The sequence below is a fragment of the Kribbella orskensis genome, assembly GCF_004342085.1.
Lineage (GTDB): Bacteria > Actinomycetota > Actinomycetes > Propionibacteriales > Kribbellaceae > Kribbella > Kribbella orskensis.
Map to the genome: position 1 here is coordinate 133,559 of NZ_SLWM01000003.1, position 16,173 is coordinate 149,731.

At 68.2% G+C, this 16,173-nt stretch carries 17 protein-coding genes and 1 riboswitch; of the genes, 5 read left to right on the forward strand and 12 right to left on the reverse strand.

Going from position 1 to position 16,173, the window contains the following annotated elements; all coding sequences use genetic code 11:
• Window positions 1-129: 129 nt before the first annotated feature.
• Window positions 130-1,101 carry a zinc-binding alcohol dehydrogenase family protein gene (locus tag EV644_RS09495; protein ID WP_255511336.1) on the forward strand — a complete coding sequence of 324 codons (972 nt, stop codon included), beginning with the start codon at window positions 130-132 and terminating at the stop codon, window positions 1,099-1,101.
• A 152-nt stretch (window positions 1,102-1,253) separates the two neighbouring features.
• Here EV644_RS09495 and EV644_RS09500 read toward each other — a convergent pair whose 3' ends face one another.
• The 6 genes from EV644_RS09500 to EV644_RS44440 form a co-directional block, all read right to left on the reverse strand.
• Window positions 1,254-2,594, reverse strand: coding sequence for an LLM class flavin-dependent oxidoreductase (locus EV644_RS09500; RefSeq protein WP_206751497.1), 1,341 nt, complete (start codon window positions 2,592-2,594; stop codon window positions 1,254-1,256).
• The gene (locus tag EV644_RS09505) at window positions 2,591-3,316 is read right to left on the reverse strand and encodes an ABC transporter ATP-binding protein (RefSeq protein ID WP_132190095.1); all 726 of its coding nucleotides are present in this window, start codon (window positions 3,314-3,316) and stop codon (window positions 2,591-2,593) included. Before EV644_RS09505 ends, EV644_RS09500 begins: the two co-directional genes overlap by 4 nt.
• On the reverse strand, window positions 3,292-4,143 hold the full coding sequence (locus tag EV644_RS09510) for an ABC transporter permease (RefSeq protein WP_132190094.1): 852 nt from the start codon (window positions 4,141-4,143) through the stop codon (window positions 3,292-3,294). Before EV644_RS09510 ends, EV644_RS09505 begins: the two co-directional genes overlap by 25 nt.
• Window positions 4,140-5,195, reverse strand: a complete 1,056-nt coding sequence (locus EV644_RS09515; RefSeq protein WP_132190093.1) for an ABC transporter substrate-binding protein — start codon at window positions 5,193-5,195, stop codon at window positions 4,140-4,142. The genes EV644_RS09510 and EV644_RS09515 overlap by 4 nt, the downstream gene beginning before the upstream one ends.
• Before the next feature lie 21 nt (window positions 5,196-5,216).
• Complete coding sequence (locus EV644_RS09520) at window positions 5,217-5,777, reverse strand: flavin reductase family protein (RefSeq protein WP_132190092.1); 561 nt, start codon at window positions 5,775-5,777, stop codon at window positions 5,217-5,219.
• A gap of 170 nt (window positions 5,778-5,947) precedes the next feature.
• Complete coding sequence (locus EV644_RS44440) at window positions 5,948-6,097, reverse strand: hypothetical protein (RefSeq protein WP_158292775.1); 150 nt, start codon at window positions 6,095-6,097, stop codon at window positions 5,948-5,950.
• A 210-nt stretch (window positions 6,098-6,307) separates the two neighbouring features.
• On the opposite strand from EV644_RS44440, the gene EV644_RS09525 reads away from it, so the two are divergent.
• From EV644_RS09525 to EV644_RS09535, 3 genes are all read left to right on the forward strand, one after another.
• On the forward strand, window positions 6,308-6,802 hold the full coding sequence (locus EV644_RS09525) for an RNA polymerase sigma factor (protein ID WP_132190091.1): 495 nt from the start codon (window positions 6,308-6,310) through the stop codon (window positions 6,800-6,802).
• Window positions 6,795-7,361 (forward strand): methylated-DNA--[protein]-cysteine S-methyltransferase, encoded by a 567-nt coding sequence (locus tag EV644_RS09530; RefSeq protein ID WP_132190090.1) that lies wholly within the window; start codon window positions 6,795-6,797, stop codon window positions 7,359-7,361. Before EV644_RS09525 ends, EV644_RS09530 begins: the two co-directional genes overlap by 8 nt.
• Window positions 7,362-7,666: 305 nt before the next feature.
• On the forward strand, window positions 7,667-8,323 hold the full coding sequence (locus EV644_RS09535; protein ID WP_132190089.1) for an alpha/beta fold hydrolase: 657 nt from the start codon (window positions 7,667-7,669) through the stop codon (window positions 8,321-8,323).
• A 92-nt stretch (window positions 8,324-8,415) separates the two neighbouring features.
• Here EV644_RS09535 and EV644_RS09540 read toward each other — a convergent pair whose 3' ends face one another.
• The 6 genes from EV644_RS09540 to EV644_RS09565 form a co-directional block, all read right to left on the reverse strand.
• Window positions 8,416-9,096, reverse strand: a complete 681-nt coding sequence (locus EV644_RS09540; protein WP_132190088.1) for a class I SAM-dependent methyltransferase — start codon at window positions 9,094-9,096, stop codon at window positions 8,416-8,418.
• Window positions 9,097-9,160: 64 nt separating this feature from the next.
• The gene (locus EV644_RS09545) at window positions 9,161-10,489 is read right to left on the reverse strand and encodes a purine-cytosine permease family protein (RefSeq protein WP_132190087.1); all 1,329 of its coding nucleotides are present in this window, start codon (window positions 10,487-10,489) and stop codon (window positions 9,161-9,163) included.
• A riboswitch (TPP riboswitch) is annotated at window positions 10,484-10,612 on the reverse strand. It overlaps the preceding gene by 6 nt.
• Window positions 10,613-10,631: 19 nt before the next feature.
• Window positions 10,632-11,294, reverse strand: a complete 663-nt coding sequence (locus EV644_RS09550) for an alpha/beta fold hydrolase (protein WP_132190086.1) — start codon at window positions 11,292-11,294, stop codon at window positions 10,632-10,634.
• Window positions 11,291-12,211, reverse strand: coding sequence for a chromosomal replication initiator protein DnaA (locus EV644_RS44445; protein WP_158292776.1), 921 nt, complete (start codon window positions 12,209-12,211; stop codon window positions 11,291-11,293). Before EV644_RS44445 ends, EV644_RS09550 begins: the two co-directional genes overlap by 4 nt.
• Window positions 12,212-12,270: 59 nt before the next feature.
• Complete coding sequence (locus EV644_RS09560) at window positions 12,271-13,128, reverse strand: DUF3152 domain-containing protein (protein WP_132190084.1); 858 nt, start codon at window positions 13,126-13,128, stop codon at window positions 12,271-12,273.
• Window positions 13,129-13,521: 393 nt separating this feature from the next.
• Window positions 13,522-14,715, reverse strand: a complete 1,194-nt coding sequence (locus tag EV644_RS09565; RefSeq protein ID WP_132190083.1) for an ATP-binding protein — start codon at window positions 14,713-14,715, stop codon at window positions 13,522-13,524.
• A gap of 413 nt (window positions 14,716-15,128) precedes the next feature.
• Here EV644_RS09565 and EV644_RS09570 point away from each other — a divergent pair, with 413 nt between their 5' ends.
• Window positions 15,129-16,160 carry a GTP pyrophosphokinase gene (locus EV644_RS09570; protein WP_132190082.1) on the forward strand — a complete coding sequence of 344 codons (1,032 nt, stop codon included), beginning with the start codon at window positions 15,129-15,131 and terminating at the stop codon, window positions 16,158-16,160.
• The last annotated feature ends 13 nt before the right edge of the window (window positions 16,161-16,173 follow it).

Consider the following 16,173-nt stretch of genomic DNA (forward strand, 5'->3'; position numbering starts at 1 on the left):
GCGGGGGCGGGTGTCGCGGGGACGGTGGGAGCAAGGCGCGGGTTGCCGGCGGGTGGGTGAGGGTTGTGGGCGGTGTCGTGGGTGGGTGGTTGGGGTTGGGGGGCGGAGACTTGGGGGGTGGAAGCGACTATGCGGGCTGTGGTGTTGGACGGGCCGGGTGGGCCGGAGGTGCTTCGGATCCGGGAGGTGGGGGTGCCTGGGGTTGAGGCTGGGTGGGTTCGGATTCGGGTTGAGGCGTTCGGGCTGAATCGGTCGGAGTATCACTTGCGGGCCGGGTTGGCGACCAACGCCCGGTTTCCGATCGTGCCGGGGATCGAGGCGGTGGGGACGGTGGATCTGGCGCCGGGTGGGGAGTTCGCCGTCGGGCAGCAGGTGGTCGCGATGATGGGTGGGATGGGGCGGGAGTTCGACGGCGGGTACGCGGAGTACACGGTGGTGCCGGTGAGTTCGGTGTTGCCGGTGCAGACGGACCTGGACTGGGCGACACTCGGGGCGTTGCCGGAGATGCTGCAGACGGCGCACGGGTCGCTGCACACCGGGCTGGGGATCCAGCCGGGGCAAACGTTGCTTGTGCGAGGCGGTACGTCGTCCGTCGGGGTGGCGGCGGCTGTGCTGGCCAAGGAGTTCGGGCTGACGGTGTTCTCGACCACGCGGAATCCGGGGCGGGTGGAGATGCTGCAGAGGCTCGGGGTGGATCATCCGTTGGTTGATGATGGCAACGTTGCGGAGAAGGTGCGGGAGATCGTGCCGGAAGGGGTGGATGCGGCGCTCGAACTGGTGGGGACGAACGTGCTGCCGGACACCCTTCGGAGTACGAAGGTGCATGGGACCGTTTGTTTTACAGGGATGTTGAGTGATCAGTGGACGATCCCGGACTTCTATCCGATCGGGTATCTGCCGAACGGGGTGCGGTTGACGGGGTACGGCGGGGAGAGCAGCGATCTGCCGGCGGCGGACTTCCAGCGGTATGTGGATCTGGTTGCTGAGGGCAAGCTTCCGATCCGGGTGGATCGGGTGTTCGCGTTCGAGGAGATCGTGGAGGCGCATCGGGTGATGGAGGCTGGTGGTGCGGTTGGGAAGCTGGTGGTGCGGGTTCGGTAGGCCAGCGTCCGCTAGCGGTGGTACAGGTTTCCGTTCATTCGGTCCTTTTCACCATCGTGCGGGCCTGCGGTCCAGGCGACCGTGGTCTGACGGGTGAAAAGAACCGAATGAACGGGGTTTGTGGTGGTCTGCCGGCTATCCGATGTCTAGGTTCAGACCGTGGCCAGCCGCTGCAGCTGTTCGTACTGCGACGGTGGGCGGGCTAGGCCGTAGTGGTCTCGCAACGTCGTACCTGTGTAGTCCGTGCGGAACAGGCCGCGTTGCTGGAGGATCGGGACAACCTGGTCCGCGAAGGCCTCCAGGCCCGAAGGTAGTACCGCGGGCATGATGTTGAAGCCGTCGGCGGCGTCTGCGTTGAACCATTCGACGATTGCGTCGGCCACCTGTTCCGGCGTACCGCTGAAGGTTCGGTGTCCGCGGCCACCACCGAGCCGGCCGATCAACTGGCGCACGGTCAGCTTCTCCCGCCGGGCCAGGGTGACGACCAGCGTGTAGCGGCTCTTCGCGCTCTCGATCTCGTCCTCGTCGGGCAGGTCCGCCGGCAACTGCTGGTCGAACGGCAGGTCCTCCGGCCGTACCCGCAGCGTCTTGGCCAGTTGTTGCCGCGCGTACTCGGGCCTGATCAGCTCATCCAGCTCCCGCTCCAGCCGCAACGCCTCCTCCTCGGTCCCACCGATCACCGGCACGATGCCCGGAAGGATCTTCAAAGACGACGGATCCCGACCAAGCGCGGCCGTCCGCGCCTTCAGGTCGGAATAGAACGCCTGCGCATCCTCCAACGTCTGTTGCGCCGTGAACACGGCCTCGGCATAGCGAGCGGCCAAACCCTTGCCGTCCTCCGAGGAGCCCGCCTGGACGATCAGCGGATGACCCTGCGGAGACCGCGGCAGGTTCAGCGGCCCGCGGACCTGGAAGTGCCGCCCGAGGTGATCGATCGGGTGGACCTTGGCGTTGTCGCCCCAGACCCCGGACTCCTTGTCGGCCAGCGTCGCGTCGTCCTCCCATGAGTCCCACAGCCGGTAGGCGACCTCGAGGAACTCCGCCGCCCGGTCGTACCGCTCCGCGTGGGCGGGCTGGTCGGCCAGGTTGAAGTTCAACGCCGCCTCCGGCCCGGCCGTGGTGACGACGTTCCAGCCGGCCCGTCCACCGCTCACGTGATCCACGCTCGCGAACCTGCGAGCCAGATTGAACGGATCGTTGTACGTCGTGGAGGCGGTCGCGATCAGCCCGATCTTCTCCGTGGCGGCCGCGATCGCCGTCAGTAGCACGGTCGGCTCGAGTGATCCGGCCGGGCGTCGGCCGACGTCGCCGATGAGCACCGGCGAGTCCGCGAAGAAGACCGAGTCGAACTTACCGCGCTCCGCGATCCGCGCCAGGTTCTGGTAGTGCGCGACGTCCGTGTTCGCCACCGGGTTGCTCTCCGGCAGCCGCCAGGATGCCTCATGGTGCCCGGTGCTCATCAGGAACGCGTTCAGATGCAGGTGACGGCTCACAGCGACACTCCCAAAGCGTCTAGAAGTCTGGAACGGACGGCGGTGAACCCGGGGTCGGCAGGGCTGCGCGGCTCGGCGAGGTCGATCGACTCCTCGGCCACGATCCGCCCCTCGTCGAGGACGATCACCCGGTCGGCCAGCACGATCGACTCGTCGACGTCGTGCGTGACCAGCAGTACCGCGGGTTGGTGCGCGGCGCAGAGTTTGCGCAGCAGGACGTGCATCTTGAGCCGGGTCAACGCGTCGAGCGCCCCGAACGGCTCGTCCGCCAGCAGCAACGCCGGCTCCCGCACGAGCGACCGCGCCAACGCGACCCGCTGCTGCTCACCGCCGGACAACTCGTTCGGCCAAGCCCTCTCCCGCCCGGCCAGTCCCACCTCGGCCAGACTCTCCCGTCCACGCTCGTCAGCTGCCCGCAGCCCAAGTACGACGTTGTCGAGCACCCGGGCCCACGGCAACAACCGCGAGTCCTGGAAGACCACCGACACATTCGCTGGTACTGCGAGCTCGCCGCTGCCGTCCACGTCGTAGTCGAGCCCGGCCAACGCCCGCAGCAGCGTGCTCTTGCCGGAGCCGCTCTTTCCCAGCAGGGCAACGAACTCCCCGGGCTGGATGGTCAGGTCAACTCCATCGAGCACCGCGCGTTCGCCGTACTTCCGGACCAGGCCGCGAACCTCGACGGCGGTTTTCTCGAGAGTCAGTCCGCCAGCGTGCGTCGCCATGACAAAGCCTTCCTCTGGATCAGTCGGACGGCTCCGTCGGACAGCAGGCCGAGGACGCCGTAGAGGACCAGGCCGACGATGATGATGTCGGTCTGTCCGTAGGTGCGGGCCAGCTCCATCATGTAGCCGATCCCACTGGTGGAGTTGATCTGCTCGACCACCACGAGCGCCAGCCACGCGCCGGTGACCGCGAACCGCAGACCGAGCAGGAACCCGGGCAGCGCGCCCGGCAGAACCACCCGGCGGATGAACTCCCAGCGCGACAACCCGACGGTCTCGGCGAGTTCGACGTACCGGCTGTCGATGGTGCGCAGACCGTTGTGGGTGTGGATGTAGATCGGTACGAAGACGCCCAGCGTGATGGTGGTGATCTTCATCGATTCGCCGATGCCGAGCCAGAGGATCAGCAGCGGCAGCAGCGCGAGCGACGGGATCGCCCGCTTGATCTGGATCGGGCCGTCCAGGACCGCCTCGCCTAACCGGCTGAGGCCGGACAGCAGGGCCAGGACGGTGCCGAGCGCGATACCGAGGCCGAGGCCGACGAAGGCTCGCTGGGCCGACGTCAGCAGGTTCGACTGGAGCCGGCCGTCGGCGATCAGGTCGCCGGTCGTGGTGACCACGGTCCAGGGCGCCGAGAGCACTCGCGGATCGAGCCAGCCGGTGGCGGAGCCGATGCTCCACACGACCAGCAGCAGGACCGGGCCGATCGCGGCGCCGAATTTGATCGGCTTGCCCGGCCCGAGCCGGCGCCGGCGGCGTACGGGAGCTGCGACGGCGGTCTGGTCCCGCTCGGCGCGAACCCCTGGGAGGGTTGCCAGTTGAGTCATTTCGCTGCCGCCTTGATCGCGTCGGAGGCCACGCTCTGGAAGCGCAGGTCGTAGAGGTCCGCGGCCTGGATCACCTTGTTGCCGGTCTCCTTGGCGAGCAGCTCGATCGTCTCCTGCTGCCGCTTGATCGCTTCGCTCCAGTCAGCGCTGATGTCCGGGTGCCCGGCGTTCTCGACGAGCCACTCGCCGTCGGCGGTGGTGAGGCCCTGGTCCTTGACGTAGTAGCCCTCGATCCATTCCTTCGGGTGCTTGTCGATCCACTCCTGGGCGACACCCCAGGCGGCGACGTACGCCCTGATCGCGGCGGCCTTGCCGGCGTCCTCGAGCGACTCGGTCGGACCGTAGAGGTGGCCGGCGTCGTCCCTGATCCCGTGCTGGATGGTGCTGGCGCCGTCCTTGCCGTACTTCGTCAGGTACCGCTTGATCTGGACACCGCCGATCGGCGCGACTTCGACCTGCTTCGCGGCCAGCGCATTCGAGTAGACGTCGCCGGTGCTCGGAAGCTCGACGAACTTGACGTCGTCCTTGGTCAATCCGGCCTTCTTCAGCACCTTGAGCACGAGCGCGCCCTGCGCCTGGCCCGGGCTGTAGGCGATCTTCTTGCCCCGCAGGTCTGCCAGCGACTTCACCTGTACTCCGGGGGCGACGCCGAGCTGGTAGATCGGGTGGTTGATCGCGTCCTGGCGGAACTTGGAGGCCACGATCTTCACGTGCAGGCCGGTCCAGGTGGCGTGGATCGGCGGGATCTCCGCGACCGAGCCGAGGTCCAGCGCCTTCGCCCGGAACGCCTCGGTGGTCTGTGGTCCACCGCTGAGGTTCGCGAACTGGACGAACTTGGAGACCTTGTCGATCTGCCCCGACAGCTCCAGGGCCTTCTGGGTGGCCGGATCGCCGACCACGATCTTGACGCCGTCAGGTACTTCGGTCGGCAGCGCCGCGTCGAGTGCGAGCTTCTGGCCGCCGCCGGCCTCGGCGTCACCGCCGCAGCCGGACAGAACGGTCAGCGCCGACAGGGCGGCGGCCAGTACGAGAAAGGACTTCTTCTTGGGCATGAGCTTCTTCCAGACAGGGGTTCAGGCGGGCCGGTGCGTGGTCGCGTAGCGGCCGTCGTGGTACAGCAACGGCTCGTGCTCGCGGCGCTCGGCATGGGTGGCAAGCCGGGCCACGACGATGTGGTGATCGGCGACTGCGAAGCGGTGCTCGACCAGAGCCCGCAGGTAGCTCGGGGCGTCGTCCAGCACGGGTTCACCGGTGCGCAGCCGGGACCAGCGGGTCGGTTCGGCGAACCGGTCGACGCCGCTGGTGGCGAACACCCCGGCGATCGCGTACTGGTCGGCGTCGAGGAAGTTGATCACCAGGCTGTCGGCCTGGTGCACGGTCGGCCAGCTGGACGCGGTGGTGGCGATCGAGAACGACACCAGCGGCGGCAGCAGGCTGACCGACACGAGCGAGGTGGCGGTGAAGCCGACCGGGCCGTGGCCCGAGTCCGCGGTGATCACCACGACACCGGCCGCGTGCCGGCGGAAGACGGTACGGAAGATGTCGGCATCGACCGCCCGCTCCTCGACGTGGTCCGGTACGACGGTCAGGCCGGGGCGGCTCGTTCGGGCAGGGTTGAACGCGTGGACGGACATGTCTCTCCCTCGGGACGGGGCAGGGACGACCGGCAGCGGACAGGCGAAGACACCGCGACCGGACGGGTGGGGTTGGCAGCCGGACCTCTAGGGCATCGGCTTGTCAGGGGGTGATGGCGGCGGCTCGAGGCCAGCTGGCGCCTGACGGGGCACGCCGGGACAGCGGGTGATCAGCGACAGGTGGCGCTGGCCGTGCGCATCTGGTCGATCACGCGGCGGCGGGTCAGCAGACGGCTGATCAGCACCGGCAGGTCACCGGGCAGCACGCGGTGGTGGCTCGGGGCCACCGGTCCGCTCGCAGGCTGCCAGGTCTTCGTCATGTCAACGACTCTCTCATCAAAGTCGACTGAAGAACTAGACAATCTCGTCATTCGGAACACCTGTCCGAAATTGACCGGCTGCTGGAACGACACGCGTCCGGGTTGCCGACGACCTCGCGGTCGGGTGTCGGCGACTTCGCGGTCGGGTGTCGGCGACGCGGCCGGGTGTCGCCCTCACATCTGGCTTGCGGCGTGCGTTCTACTGGCGTGATGGTTTCGGAGAGGGTCTCGCTGCCGCCGTTCCAGGCGCTCGTCGACGAGCACTGGCGTGACGTGGCCAGGCTGGCGCGCGCACTGGCCGGACCGGTCGACGGCGACGACGTCGCCCAACGCGCCTGGGAGAAGGCCTTCGCCGCCTACCCGAACCTCACCTCGGCAAAGAACCTGCGCAGCTGGCTGCTGACCATCACCTCCCGCTGTGCCACGGATCTGCACCGCGCCCGCAAGCCACAGAGCCCGCTGGACCAGAGCCTGCCCGTCGCGGTCGACGGCCCGGAATCCGCCGAGTGGCCGGATCCGGACCTCTGGCAGGCGGTCAACGAACTCCCCGAACGGCAGCGTTTTGCCGTCACGCTGAAATACGTCGGCGACCTGGACCACCATGGCGTGGCCGCCGCTCTGGACACCACGCCCGCCGCATCCCGCCGACTCGTCAGCGATGCGCTCGCGACCTTGCGCAACAAACTCGGAGTTGACCATGAATGACCTCGAGAGCCGGCTCAGCCGTCTCACCTCCGCATCCGGCAGGCCACCAGTACTGCCCGCCGCGGACGTCTCCTATGCCCTGCACGACACCCCGATCGGCACCCTTCTGCTCGCTACCGCCGCAGGCCGGGTCGTGGCCAGTTCCTTCGGCGACGAGGAGACCATGACGACCCGGCTGGCCCGCGCGATCTCCCCCCGAGTACTGCGCCAGCCCGCCGCGCTGGACGACGTACGCCGGCAACTGGACGAGTACCTCGACGGACGGCGGCACACGTTCGACCTGGAGGTGGACCTCGCGCTGGCCACACCTTTCCAGCGGCTCGTGCTCAGCGACCTGCCGAGCCACACCAGCTACGGCCGTACTACGACGTACGGGCGGCTGGCCGGTGAGATCGACCGGCCGAAGGCGGCCCGCGCGGTCGGTACTGCGCTGGGCGCGAACCCGTTGTGCGTCGTACTGCCCTGCCACCGGGTGATCGGGGCGAGCGGGGCGCTCACCGGGTATGCGGGTGGACTCGACGCGAAACGCTTCTTGCTGAATCTTGAATCGAAAAGCTGAGTTTTCCGCCGACCGGAGTCAAGCATTTACCCTGATGACAAGAAGGAGCAGGTCCCCATTGTGGAGTGGGGACCTGCTCTTTGTTTTCTCCTTGCCAGCAAGGGGGATCCAGCCCTGATGAATGGCGTCGCTCACCATTGGTAAGGGAATTCCGGCGAATAGTTCCCGGGGAATCTGACGGGTCAGCTAGCTACGCCGAGGGCGGCCAGGAGTTCCCGCATTCCCGTCAGCGCGGACTCAGCGACACCACCAGGGCTGCCACCTCGCCCGGGAAGAGTGTCGGTCTTGGCGAATAGGTTGGTCGCATGACCTCACCTCTGCTGTTCCTCAGCGGCGCCGGACTCCCTGCCTGGATCTGGGACGACGTCCGCGCCGCCCACCCCGACTCGTCCGTCGCCGCGTACCCCAGCACGGGAACGCTGCAGGACTACGCCACCAAGGTCTTGGCGGAGGCACCCGGGCGATTCGTCATCGTCGCCCACTCCATCGGCGGCGTCGTCGCCAGCCAACTCCTGGCCCAGGCGCCCGAGCGAGTCGAAGCCCTCCTCGGCATCGCCGCCTCCTTCCCCAGGCCCGGCCAGTCCTTCCTCAAAGCCCTGCCGTTCCCGAACAAACTGATCATCAGCCTCGCCATGCGCCTGGCTGGCACCAAGCCCCCCGAAAAGGCCATCCGCACAGGCTTGACCGGCGGCGTCGACCCCGCCCAGGCCGACCGCATCGTCACGGACTTCAAGCCCGAATCCCAACACCTCTACCGAGACCCCGTCCCCGCCCGCCACTTCCCCACTCACACCGCCTACATCCAAACCACAGCAGACAAAGAGTTCCCCCAGCCCCTACAACAAACGTTCATCACCAACCTCAACCCCGCATACACCCGAACACTCCCCACGGGCCACCTACCGATGCTCACAGCAACAACCGAGCTTTCCCTTGCAATCAAGGACTTCCTGGAAGCTTGAGCGTGATAGGCGTGGGCCGGACTGGGAGGTCGGGACTGGGCCGGGCCTGCACGTGCGCGCGACGGCCAGCCGCGGTAGCGCAGTACGAGCGATCAATCCCCAGCAGGAACGCGAATCTCGAGGATCAACCGCCGACGCCCGCCCCACTCGCGCTTGTAGACTTTGTAGTCCTTGATCCCTGCCGCAGTGCAGAGCCGTCCGTAGCTGGCTTCGTCATGGATGAAGTGGACGCTGCTGGTGCCGAAGTGCTCGGTGGTGACGATCCGGTGCTCCGGCCCCTGCCGGAGCCCGTTCGCGATCTCGGACGCCGTCGCGGGGCCCCAGATCGGGCCTTCGATCACCGCCAGGCCGCCCGGCTTCAGAACCCGCGAGATCTCCCAGATCGTCGACATCTGCTCGTCCTCGGAGAACAACTCGTGGAAGGCCGTCCACAGGCAGATCACCGCGTCGAACGAGTCCGACCTGTACGGCAGATCCGTCATCGAGCCGATCGCCCAGTCGATCGACAGTTCTTCCTCTGCCGCCTTCGCACGGCCGGCCTCGACCAGGTTCGGGGAGATGTCGAGCGCACGCACGACCTTGCCCGCCCGCCTCAGCGGCAGGCTGATCCTGCCGTACCCACAGCACAGGTCGAGTACGGACTCCCGGCCTTCCAGGAGTTCCTCGACGGCCTCGACGGTGGCGGCGTCACGTTCAGGCGTGGTGCGACTGGCGAGCCCCTCGACGCCGAGTTCTTCGTACTCGGCCCGGCTGCGCAGTGCAGAATTCAGCATTGCGCAAGTATCCCGGCCCCGAGGTGTCACTGTCAGTACCGGGTGCCAGACAACTGCGAAGGCGTTATCTGCCCCGCGACCTGCCCAGGCGGCCGAAGACAATTGCCGCCAGCATCGAGATGATGATCGACGTGTACGTCGCGCCGAGCCAGCCGGGGACGGGTTGGCCGTTGAACAGGCGCGACTGGAGGTCCTGCCAGAACGGCGACCAGCGTTCCACCGTGCCGGGGTTCACCAACTGGTAGGCGACGAATCCGCACACCCACGCCAACGCGGGCTGCCAACGGAAGCGGGCGGTGTCGGAAACGTCCCAGCGCATCTTGCTGACCAGGAAGAAGTCCGCGATCGCCACCGCGAAGAGCGGGATGAACACGGAACCGATCAGGTAGAGGAACTGCGTGTAGTTGCCCAGGTCAACCAGCAGGGCGAGCCCGGTGGCGAGCACGCCGATCACCACGGAGATCCACCGTCGGTCCACGTGACCGATCAGGTTGTGCGCGGCCATGGTGGTCGAGTAGACGTTCGCGTAGGCCTCGTCGACCTCGTCCACCAGCAGCACGAACAGCGCGATCGCACCCGCGGGCAAGGTGACCAGTGCGGTGATCACGTCGGTGCTGTTGGTCTGCAGGGTGGCGACCGCCAGTACGCCGAGGGCGTAGTACAGCATCGCGGCGAGGCCGTAGCCGAGGGCGGAACCGGCGAAGGCGGCCTTGTTCGTCCGCGAGTGCCGGGTGTAGTCGGCGGCGAGCGGGGCGAACGAGACGACCCCGGCAGCGGCCAGGTCGACGGCCGGCCAGAAGCCGAACACGCTGTCCTGCGGGATAGCGTGGACCGGTTTGCTGAGCACCGCGACGAACAAGTAGACCGACGCGATCAGCACCAGCCAGACCATGAACTTCCGGAGCAGTTTGACGCTGCCCAGCGGACGCACGGCCATCGCGGTGGCGATCACGCCGGCCAGGATCACGAACAGCCAGCGCCAGCGCTCACTCGTCACCGCCACGGCCGCCTGGGAGATGACGATGATCTCCATCGTGGCCCAGCCGATGTTCTGCGCGATGTTGAGCACGGTCGGCGCCATCGAGCCGCGGCGGCCGAACAACCCGCGCAGACTGGCCATCGCCGGCGCACCCGTCTGCGAGCCGAACACGGCCGCGCCGCCGAGCACCAGCGCGCCGATCCCGCAGCCGACGACGACCGCGAGCAGGCCCTGCACCAGCGAGCCCGTGTACGCCGCGACGAGCGCTCCGGTGACGGGGCCGAACAGCGAGATCCCGAAGTTGCCCCAGAGGGTGAACTGGTCGAGGAAGCCGAGCGTGCGCGGGGCGTCCGTGGTGAGGACGAGCGGTGCCTCGGTGTCGGTACTGGTCGTACGTGCAGCAGTCGTGGTCATGGCTGACCTGCTCCCTACGCCGGCATTACCCGGTCAGGTTCAGGCGGTCGGCGACCCGGCTGGTTTCTCAGCTCGTCGCCCTCTCAGCCCGCTCTATCGGCGCGAGCTCCCGCGGAGGTGGTTACCGCGCCAACGATACGCCTTACCCGGCTTTGTATACACCCGCGTACCGGTGGATGAACGCCGCGAGCTCCCGGCCGTTCGTGAGCACGGGCATGTGAGACCCGGTCGGCAGCGTCCAGGACTCGCCGTGGGACAGGTCGGCGACCTCCTGGATCCATCGCTGCGGGGCGATCCGGTCGTGCTCCGAGCGAACGACCAGCGTCGGGATCTCGAGTCGGCGGACGGCCGCGGCCAGATCGTAGTGCCGTGCGGCCTCCATGGCCCGGGCCATCGACGGGAAGCTCGTCCGGAAGTACTGGCGGCTCAGGGTCGGCACTAGCCGAGGGTCGTCCCAGACAGCCGAGCGGGCCCACCTGGCGGCCAGCGTCGGCCAGCCAGACGCCCGGACGTCGCCGCTCGGCGCCACGAGCACCAGCGCCTTGGCGAGGTCGGGGTGGGCGAGGGCGGCCGCCACGACGATCTGGCAGCTCGCCGAGTGCCCGACCAGTACGGCGCGCTCTGGCATCCGTTGCGCCAGTCGCTCGGCCAGTGCCTCGGTGTGGAGGTCATCACCCCTGCGTGCCTTGCTGCCGTACCCGGGGAGCGTCACGACCTCGTACGGCGCCTCGACGTGCTGCAGGGTGGGCGCGTACGACTCCGGCCCGAGTCCGAGCCCGGGAACCAGGACGACCGGCGTGGTCATTCCCAGGGCGGGCGGTCGGGAGCTGCCTTGACGACTGGGTTCGACACCTCCGGCTTGAGCTCGCGGTAGCCGAGGCCGAACCCGACAGCGAGTAGCAGCAGGCCGACACCGCCCCAGCCGTACGCCGTGGGCAGGCGGTGCAGGGAGTCGTCGATGGCACCCATGCCGGTGGTGAGCACCATCACCATCCAGATCAGCAGCGGGATCAGCGACAGAGCGACCAGGCCGAGTCCGCCGAGCTCGACGGGGTCCGGTTGCTGCCCGGCCTTCCGGCGGCTCATCACGTCACGGAGCCACATCACGATGGCCGCGACGCCGACGACGAGGATGAGGAGTTGGCCGATCGTGTCGATGACGTCCGTGCGGAGCGGGTGGTTCAGAGACGAGCCCGGGGCTTGGGAGATCTCACGGAGGGACACCCGCTGGACCGAGAGGACCAGGAGGCCGTAGACCGCGGCGATGATCGTGGCGAGCAGCAGCACTCGGGCCGCGCGGGGATCACGAGGCGCGGAGTCTCTGCCGTACGCCGGGAGCTCGTGCTGCTGGGGGTGCGCCGGAGGGCCGTACGGGTGACCCGGGCGGTAGGTCGGCGGCTGGTTGTACGCGGATTGCGGGTCGCCGTACTGGCCCGGTGCCGCTGCTTGTCCGCCTGGTGCACCCGGTGGTCCGCCCGGTGCGCCGTACTGGCCGGGCTGGGGTTCGCCGTACGGTCCGGGGGCGCCGTACTGGCCCGGCTGACCCTGGTAGGCGCCGGGCTCGGGTGGGGCGACGTACGAGCCGGGCGGGGGCTGGTCGTGGTACGGGCTGGAGCCGTAGGTGTTGCCGCCGTACGGGGCCGGCTTGGCGTAGTGGTCCTGTTCGCCGGACTCGTCGGGGTCGTCGCCCCGGCCGTAGGTGGGGAACTGAGGTGACGACATCGCTGCTCCCTCGGCTCGATCGGACCTTCTCCGGCCTAGGCTCTCACGAGCGGGAGGTACTACGTCGCCTTGATCGTGGGCCAGGCGTTCGGGAGGCAGCCGCCGAGGCCCTTGGTCTGCTGCATCATCACCGGCGCGGGCGTCTTCGCCTTGGCGCAGGTGGAGTGGCCGTGGCCGAGCGCGTGGCCGACCTCGTGGTTGACGAGGTAGCTGCGGTAGAGGTCGACCTGGCCGGAGTACGCGGGGACGGCGTACATCCAGCGCTTGGCGTTGAGCACTACCCGGTCGTCCACGCGGCAGGAGACCTCGCCACCGGTGTCGAGCGGCAGGCAGAGCTTGTCGGTCAGGGTCGGGGTCGCGACGATGATGCGGAGGTCGACGTCGGCCTTGTCGGTCCGCTCGAAGCTGACCGGGTGGATCGCCTGCCAGCCGCGCGCGTCCGTCAGCGTCTTGTGGATCGCCGCGGCGACGACCGCTCCGTTGAACGACAGCCCTTCCTCGATCTCGACCCGGTACGTGAGCTTGTCCCGCTCACCGGTCGCCTTCGAGAAGCCCGGGACCACCGCCAGCCGCCCGGTCGAGACGAGCACGTTCGGCTTCGACCCCTTGGCCTGCCGGGTCAAGGTAGGTGCCGGGCGCAACGGCGTGGTCAACGTTGCCGTCGGCGTCGGAACAGGTGTCGGCGTCACCACCGGAGGCAGCGACGGCTCACTCGCGGCGACAGCGCTGCCGCTGAACCGAGCGGCCAGATTGCTCTGCTTGGTGGCATCCGGATGCGCCACCATCACGACTCCCAGCACAGCCAGCGCGCTCACCGACAACCACTGCGCCTTGTACGACTTCCGCCGGCTATGCCGCCCACTCCGACGACGACGAGCACGCGCGCTGGCACGCTGCCCGTTCCGCCCGGTGGTCATGACGATTCACCCTAGCGACTCCCCGGTAATTCCCGAAAGGCCCCTCCACCGCCGAACCTCCCCACCACCACCGACACGCCGCAGAACCGCCTCGCACACCACATGTTGGGGCAAGAGCTGAGGACGGGTTGCGGCGTACGGACCGACAGGAAGTACTGCGTTCTGTCTGCTCCCCAACCGCCTGGGTACGCGTGGAGGTCGACGTCGCCACCGACATCTTCCTGTCGATCGGTACAGCCGTGCCTATGCACCAGCACGGGGAGACTCTTGTCACGCGAGCCAGCCGCCCAACAGCCTCGCAGCGGCCTGCCAACCACCCCGGACCGCCCGGTGATCCGTGACTCCACTGCGACACCCGGCATTCGCTGAGCGGCGACGGAGAAGGTGCGTGGGTTACGCGGTACGGGTGCGGAGGAACTTGCCGAAGTGGGGGACTGTGAAGGCGACGGTGCCTCGTTCGGCGGAGAAGACGAGGCCTTTCTTGATGAGGCCGTCTCGGGCTGGGGAGAGGGACTGGGGTTTGCGGTTGAGGGTGCTGGCTACTTCGGCGGTTGGGACGGAGCCGTCGTCTACGCCGACGCCTAGTTCGGCCATGGCTCGCATGTATTCGCGTTCGGCCGGGGTGGCTCGTTCGTAGCGGGAGCCGAAGAAGCCGACGGTGAGTTCGGCCGAGGCTTCGGGTCCGGCGACGGCGACGTCCTTGATGGTGATGGGGCTGGCGGGCGCGTGGTCCCAGGTGGCGTGGGCGAAGGCCTGGACGAAGTACGGGTAGCCGTCGGTCTGGGCGTAGAGCTCGTCGAGGGCTTCCTCGTCGTACCGGACGTCCTCGGTCTCGGCGGGCACCATGAGAGCTCGGTCACACGCTTCGCGGGCCAGGCGGTCCACCCGGATGTAGCGGAACAGGCGCTCGGAGTACGACTTGCTGGCGGACAGTACTGCGGGGAGGTGCGGCAGGCCGGCGCCAACGACGACCAGGGGTGCGCTCTGTTGGGAGATCTCGTGGCAGGCGGCGCAGAGGGCGGAGAGATCGTCCGCGCTGATGTCCTGCATCTCGTCGATGAACAGCCCGACGCCCACCGAGAGGTCGCCGGCCAGGTCCGCGGCGTCGGCGAAGAGTTCGATCAGGTCCATCTCGAGGTCGCCCGAGTCGGCGCGGCCCTTCGCGGCGACCACGTCGACGGGTGGGTGCCAGCGGATGCCCTTGCGGTCGTTCTGCGCGGTCCGGAGCGCGAAGGCCTTCAGTACTGCGCTGAACTGGTCGACGCGTTCGTCGTCCCGGTGCCGGTGACCGAGTTCGCGCATCGCGGTGTGCAGCGCCTGGGCGATGGGCAGCCGGATGCTCTGGTCGGGCCGGGCCTCGATCTTGCCGGTGCCCCAGGCGCGCTTGATCGCCTGGCTCCGGAGGGTGTTCAGCAGCACGGTCTTGCCGACGCCGCGGAGTCCCGAGAGCACCAGGCTCCGCTCCGGCCTGCCCGCCGCGACGCGCTCGAGGACCACCTCGAACTGCCGCACCTCGGTGTCGCGACCGGCCAGCTCAGGCGGGCGCTGACCGGCGCCGGGCGCATAGGGATTCCGGATCGGATCCATGCATTTCACTCTATGAGCGTGTCTAGCGTTTTCCTTAGATTTCGCTAGCCAACCCGATCGCGTGTCGCTGCCCTACCAACTTCTTACCCCGTCTACTGTTTTCCCTAGAAACCACTAGACAGTGTTAGCCCTCGCTAGCAGCGGTCGGTCCGGTGGGGTTCAGGCATCGCGGGCCGGTTGCGCACTCGGCGGGGTTGGCTCCTGCGGACGTGGTTCGCCCACTGCCCGCCCGATGGGCGAACCCCGCGCCTGGGGGCGAAGTACTCCGACTCGCCGGGTCAACTCCGCCCGCTCGGCGGGGTTGGCTCCTCCGGACGGGGTTCGCCCACTGCCCGGCCCGGTAGGCGAACCCCGCGCCCGGGTGCCGAAGTACTCCGACTCGCCGGGTCAACTCCGCCCGCTAAAGTCTGCGCATGGGTGGGGTTGAGTTGCGGGAGTGGACGGTGCAGGCCGCGGGGCAGTATGAGCGGACGCATCAGCAGTACGTCGGGGGTGCCCGCAAGCTGGAAGCTCTGATCAACGAGTTGATCGGCGAGGAAGAAGGCATCAACTACCTGAGTGCGACGGCGCGGGCGAAGGAGCCCGAGTCGTTCCTGGCGAAGGCGTCGAAACCGCACCCGGACGATCCGAGCAGGCCGAAGTACGACGATCCGCTGAACCAGATCACCGACCTCGTCGCCGCCCGGGTGATCACGTTCCTGGTGGAGGCGGTGGACCGGGTCTGCGAGGTGATCGAGTCGGAGTTCGACATCGTCGAGCACACCGACATGGGCGCGCACACCCGGGCGCAGGGCGCGTTCGGCTATGCCAGCAAGCACTACCTGGTCCGGCTGAACGCGCACCGCCGCGAGCTCCCGGAGTACGCGGTGCTCAAGAACCTGACGATGGAGATCCAGGTCCGTACCGCGGTCCAGCACGCGTGGGCCGAGTTCGAGCACGACATCCGGTACAAGCTGGACATCCCGCCGGACCGCAAGCCTGAGTTCGACCGGCGGTTCCTGCTCGCGGCGGCGCTGATGGAGCTCGCGGACAACGAGTTCGCCGAGATCGACAAGCTGTACCGCGAGCTGGCCGCCGCCGAACCCGACGCGGCGCCGATGGACCTGACCACGGCGACGCTGACCACCTACCTGACCAGGCGGTACCCCGACGCGCCGCACGCGAAGACGAACCACTACACCTGGATCCTCGGCATCCTCGCCCAACTCGGCGTCACTACCGAGAAGCAGTTGACCGAGTTGCTACGGGGCATCGACAGCGCGGCCGTGCAGGCGGCGATGACGCACCGCTTCCCGGCCGGGACCGTCCGGCGGCTCGACGACGACCTGCTCGCGGCGCGCGGTTCGGCGTACGTGGAGCTCTTCCCGGAGGAGGAGCGCCGGCAGAAGATCCTCCGCGGCCGCCTGAAGGCCCTCGCCCGCGCCGGCCTCGTCGACCTCCCCTGACTCCTGACAACAA

Bases quoted from the DNA above. Each gene is read 5' to 3' on its own strand.
- EV644_RS09495 (WP_255511336.1), top strand. From the start codon at position 130: ATGCGGGCTGTGGTGTTGGACGGGCCGGGTGGGCCGGAGGTGCTTCGG.
- EV644_RS09505 (WP_132190095.1), bottom strand. From the start codon at position 3,316: ATGGCGACGCACGCTGGCGGACTGACTCTCGAGAAAACCGCCGTCGAG.
- EV644_RS09510 (WP_132190094.1), bottom strand. From the start codon at position 4,143: ATGACTCAACTGGCAACCCTCCCAGGGGTTCGCGCCGAGCGGGACCAG.
- EV644_RS09515 (WP_132190093.1), bottom strand. From the start codon at position 5,195: ATGCCCAAGAAGAAGTCCTTTCTCGTACTGGCCGCCGCCCTGTCGGCG.
- EV644_RS09520 (WP_132190092.1), bottom strand. From the start codon at position 5,777: ATGTCCGTCCACGCGTTCAACCCTGCCCGAACGAGCCGCCCCGGCCTG.
- EV644_RS44440 (WP_158292775.1), bottom strand. From the start codon at position 6,097: ATGACGAAGACCTGGCAGCCTGCGAGCGGACCGGTGGCCCCGAGCCAC.
- EV644_RS09525 (WP_132190091.1), top strand. From the start codon at position 6,308: ATGGTTTCGGAGAGGGTCTCGCTGCCGCCGTTCCAGGCGCTCGTCGAC.
- EV644_RS09530 (WP_132190090.1), top strand. From the start codon at position 6,795: ATGAATGACCTCGAGAGCCGGCTCAGCCGTCTCACCTCCGCATCCGGC.
- EV644_RS09535 (WP_132190089.1), top strand. From the start codon at position 7,667: ATGACCTCACCTCTGCTGTTCCTCAGCGGCGCCGGACTCCCTGCCTGG.
- EV644_RS09540 (WP_132190088.1), bottom strand. From the start codon at position 9,096: ATGCTGAATTCTGCACTGCGCAGCCGGGCCGAGTACGAAGAACTCGGC.
- EV644_RS09545 (WP_132190087.1), bottom strand. From the start codon at position 10,489: ATGACCACGACTGCTGCACGTACGACCAGTACCGACACCGAGGCACCG.
- EV644_RS09550 (WP_132190086.1), bottom strand. From the start codon at position 11,294: ATGACCACGCCGGTCGTCCTGGTTCCCGGGCTCGGACTCGGGCCGGAG.
- EV644_RS44445 (WP_158292776.1), bottom strand. From the start codon at position 12,211: ATGTCGTCACCTCAGTTCCCCACCTACGGCCGGGGCGACGACCCCGAC.
- EV644_RS09560 (WP_132190084.1), bottom strand. From the start codon at position 13,128: ATGACCACCGGGCGGAACGGGCAGCGTGCCAGCGCGCGTGCTCGTCGT.
- EV644_RS09565 (WP_132190083.1), bottom strand. From the start codon at position 14,715: ATGGATCCGATCCGGAATCCCTATGCGCCCGGCGCCGGTCAGCGCCCG.
- EV644_RS09570 (WP_132190082.1), top strand. From the start codon at position 15,129: ATGGGTGGGGTTGAGTTGCGGGAGTGGACGGTGCAGGCCGCGGGGCAG.